The organism is Roseateles sp. P5_B10, from assembly GCF_056400485.1.
In genome coordinates this window covers 1-3,789 of record NZ_JBFULE010000519.1, presented here as the reverse complement: position 1 = coordinate 3,789, position 3,789 = coordinate 1, and the positions used below count along the sequence as shown (strand labels likewise).

Annotated in this window: 4 protein-coding genes and 1 pseudogene; 2 read left to right on the top strand and 3 right to left on the bottom strand. The window is 68.9% G+C overall.

All coding sequences use genetic code 11. The annotated features are described in order from the left end of the window. The 3 genes and pseudogenes from AC1DU6_RS23050 to AC1DU6_RS23040 all read right to left on the bottom strand — a co-directional run. Positions 1–421 (bottom strand): annotated as a pseudogene (locus tag AC1DU6_RS23050) (nicotinate phosphoribosyltransferase); the annotation flags it as partial. Then, positions 418–1,260, bottom strand: coding sequence for a cysteine hydrolase family protein (locus AC1DU6_RS23045; RefSeq protein WP_477859867.1), 843 nt, complete (start codon positions 1,258–1,260; stop codon positions 418–420). The gene AC1DU6_RS23045 and the pseudogene AC1DU6_RS23050, both read right to left, overlap by 4 nt. Positions 1,261–1,365: 105 nt before the next feature. Continuing rightward, positions 1,366–2,175 carry an AraC family transcriptional regulator gene (locus AC1DU6_RS23040; protein ID WP_477859865.1) on the bottom strand — a complete coding sequence of 270 codons (810 nt, stop codon included), beginning with the start codon at positions 2,173–2,175 and terminating at the stop codon, positions 1,366–1,368. 69 nt (positions 2,176–2,244) lie between these two features. Between AC1DU6_RS23040 and AC1DU6_RS23035 the strand changes: the two genes are divergently transcribed. Further along, the gene (locus tag AC1DU6_RS23035; RefSeq protein ID WP_477859863.1) at positions 2,245–3,504 is read left to right on the top strand and encodes an MFS transporter; all 1,260 of its coding nucleotides are present in this window, start codon (positions 2,245–2,247) and stop codon (positions 3,502–3,504) included. A gap of 61 nt (positions 3,505–3,565) precedes the next feature. Beyond that, positions 3,566–3,789, top strand: a 224-nt coding sequence (locus AC1DU6_RS23030) for an NAD(+)--rifampin ADP-ribosyltransferase (RefSeq protein WP_477859861.1), incomplete at its 3' end; no start/stop codon positions are given.

Below are 3,789 nucleotides of genomic sequence, written 5' to 3'. Positions count from 1 at the left end.
CCTCGGGCGTATCCAGCCGGCGGAAATAGAGCTCGTTGACGATGGCCAGTATCGGAATCTCGAAGCCCATCACGTGCACCTGCGGGCCGCGCGCGACGATGTTGAGCTGCGCGCCGTCCGTCGTCACCTCGACGAAATCGCGCTGGAACCGGAAGATACGCAGGAAGTCGACAAAGTCGCTCTTGATGAAGCGCAGGCYCTTCACATAGGCCAGCTCATCGGCGCGAAAGGTCAAGGCACACAGCGCCTGCAGCTCGCGCTCGACGTCGGCCTTCAGCTCGGCCAGCGGGTAGCCGGGCTGGTTGCGGCAGACGAAGCGGTACTCCGCCTGCGTCTGCGGGTGGCGATGCAGCAGCGCCTGCCACATCGTGAACTTGTAGAGGTCGGTGTCCAGCAGGCTGGTGATGACGGGGGTGCTCATGCCTGGATCTCCGTGCTGGTGGACAACTGCAAACTGCGTGCCCGCATCGCGGCCAGGAAGCCGGCCTGCTGGGCCTCGAAGCCCGCCACGGGGCTGATGCAATCGGTCAGCAGCACCAGTTTGGCCAACTGCCGCGACGGCAGATGGTCGGCCAGGTGTTCGACGGTGGCTCTCACGCAATGGCTGCCGGCCTCGCCGGCGATCAGCACGCGGTCGAAGCGATCCAGCTCGGCCAGCAGGGCCTGGTTCAGCGCGGTGCTTTCGTCGGACGGGTCGGGCACCTCGGCCTGCAGCGCGCTGTAGTGCTCGGTCCAGGGGTTCTCGCCCTTGGTGACGACGGCCACCGAGCGCCCTTCCCTGTCCGTCCAGGCGTCCAGCGCAGCCTGCAGGCCGGCGTGCACGCCATGGCCCCAGCTGCCCATCTGGCAGTGCACCGGCCAGACCATCAGCGTGTAGCGGCCGGCGGCCTCCAGCGCGTCCAGATAGGCCAGCGCGCGGTCGAGCCGGACGGGGTCGCGCGGCAGGTATTCGTTCGCGCGAACCTGGGCGGCCGTGATGGGCGTGAAAGGCCCGGGGTGGCGGCCGCTGGCCGTTTCCTGCCAGAAGCCAGGGTGGGCGATATCAATGCGGTGATGCGAATCCAGCGTCACGGTGATGGCGTCGATCTGGCCGCGCAGGCGCTCCACCAGGCCAGCGGCGCGCTGCAGGTCGGCGTGAGCACCGGCCACCGGCAGCGCGGGCTGGATGAGTTCTCCCGTTACCGGCGAACGCGGCAGCCAGTCCAACGGCAGGTCGCAGAAATCGTTCTGAGGGTCGATCAGCAGCAGATGCGTCTTCATGGGCGTGTCCTGTTGTTGTGGGCCTCCTGGCCGGCGCAACTCTATCGACTCAAGGATGCATTCCGGCAGGCGCTGCGACGGGTGGAGCGCGGGCGGAAAGCCTGATCACGCCTCTGCAAAGAACCGGCTCGGTGGCATGCCCACCGTGCGCGTCACCATGGCCGTGAAGGCGCTGGCACTGGCATAGCCGAGCTCGCTGGCGATATGGCTCATGGGCCGGCCGCGCGCGGCCAGGGTCAGCGCGTGGGCCAGCAGCAGTTGCGAGCGCCATTGCGCGAAGCTGGTGCCGAGCTGCTCGCGGAACAGCCGGCTCAGCGTGCGCGGGCTGGCGCCCGCCTCGGCGGCCCATTCGTCCAGGCCGGCATGGCGGCCGGGCTCGCGCAGCATGGCCTCGCAGAGCTTGCGCAGCCGCGCGTCCTGAGGCAGGGCAACGCCCAGCGCCAACGGGCGGGCGCGCTGGAGTTCACTGAGCACCAGCCGCTCCATGGCGCCGCGGCGCTCGGCGTCGTCGCGGCCCTCCGGGGGCGCGGGATCGGGCATGGCGGGCAGGGCCAGCACTAGCTCGCGCAGCAGCGGCGACACCTCCAGCACCCGCCCCACCTGCCAGGCCTCGCCCGCCAGCAGCTCGGGGCCGAGGTAGAGGGTGCGCAGGTCGCACTGCTCGATGGCCGTGACCGCGTGGACGACGCCAGGCGGAATCCACACCGCCCGCGACGGCGGCACGATGTAGGTCGACGCCTCGGTGTTGACGCGCACGGCGCCCGTCATCGAGAACACGAGCTGGGCCCAGTCGTGCCGGTGCGGCTGGATGTCGGCCAGGTGCTCCAGCAGCCGCGATTTGGCGCGCAGCGGCCGCTCGGGCGTCGGCGCGAAGAGCTCGGGCGAGAAGGCAGGAAAGCTGCGGCGGCTGGCCATGGCTGAATTTCGACAGAAGTTGACGAACCATCGTAACAACGCCGACGCTGCCCTGCCTACATTGAGGGCATGGATACCGCCCTCGCCTCTTCCCTCGACGCCGGCCTGCAGCGCCGGCGTGACGTCACGACGATCTCGACCATCGGTGTCGCCCACGGCACGTCGCACTTCTTCCACATGCTGCTGCCGCCGCTGTTCCCGGCCTTCATCCAGGCTTTTGGCCTGAGCTATTCGGAACTGGGCTTGCTGGTGACGACCTTTTTCGTCATCTCGGGCGCCGGGCAGGCGCTGTCGGGCTTCATCGTCGACCGCATCGGTGCCCGGCCGGTACTGTTCGCGGCGATGGCGAGCTTCTTTCTCGCCTCCATCGCTGCGGGCCTGGCCCAGGGCTTTGGCGGGCTGATGCTGGCGGCAGCACTCGCCGGCGTCGGCAACGCCCCCTTCCACCCGGCCGACTTCACCATCCTGAACAAGCGTGTGTCGCAACCACGCCTGGGCCACGCCTTCTCGGTGCATGGCATCAGCGGCAACCTCGGCTGGGCCWTCGCGCCGGTGTTTTCCATCGGCATTGCCGAGGCGACGGGCAACTGGCGTTTCGCCTATGTCGGCACCGCCCTCGTTGCGCTTTCGGTGATGGCCCTGCTGTTCTGGCAGCGCTCGGCAATAGACGACCGTCAAGGTTCGTGGGGACACGCGAAGCCGGCGGCCGGCGTCAAGGCCGAGCACCCCATGGCTTTCCTGAAGCTGCCCTCGGTGTGGCTGTGCTTTTCCTTCTTCTTCTGGAGCACGGCGGCGCTGTCGGCCATCCAGAGCTTTGCCAGCCCGGCCCTGCACCAGATCTACGGCCTGCCGCTGGCACTGACGGCCTATGTCGTCACGGGCTACATGCTGGCCGGCGCGGCGGGCATGGTCTGCGGTGGCTTCCTGGTCGCCAAGGCCGAGCGACTGGAGCGCACGATTGCGTTTGCCATGGCCTTTGCCGCCGCACTGCTGCTGCTGACGGCGACCGGCTGGCTGCCCGGCGGGCTGGCGGCCATCGTCGCCGCGCTGGCGGGTTTTGGCACCGGCCTGGCCGGCCCGTCGCGCGACATGCTGATCAAGCGCGCCTCGCCGCCGGGAGCGACCGGTCGGGTCTATGGCACGGTGTATTCGGGCCTCGATATCGGCTTTGCGATTGCCGCACCCGTGTTCGGGGCCATCCTGGACCAGGGCATGCCGCGCGGCGTGTTCGCGGGCTCGGCGGCGGCGTTGATGATGGGTATCGCGTCGGCGGGCCTGGTGGGGCTGGGCCTGAGCCGCAGGACGGCGGCGGTGCCGGCCCAGGCGTGACGGGGCTTCACGAGATTGCTTCTGACATGGCCACTGTCGCGCCCTCGTCCCTAACTGCCCGATGACAGGCACCGACGCTCCAAGCCCTCCACCGTATTACCACGGCACCAAGGCCGACCTGCAGGCCGGCGACCTGATCCAGCCTGGCTATGCATCCAACTACGGCCAGCGCAAGAAGGCGAACTACGTCTATCTGTCCGCGACGCTGGAAGCAGCGATCTGGGGCGCAGAGCTGGCCGTGGGCGACGGCCGCGGCCGCATCTACATCGTGGAGCCCACCGGCCC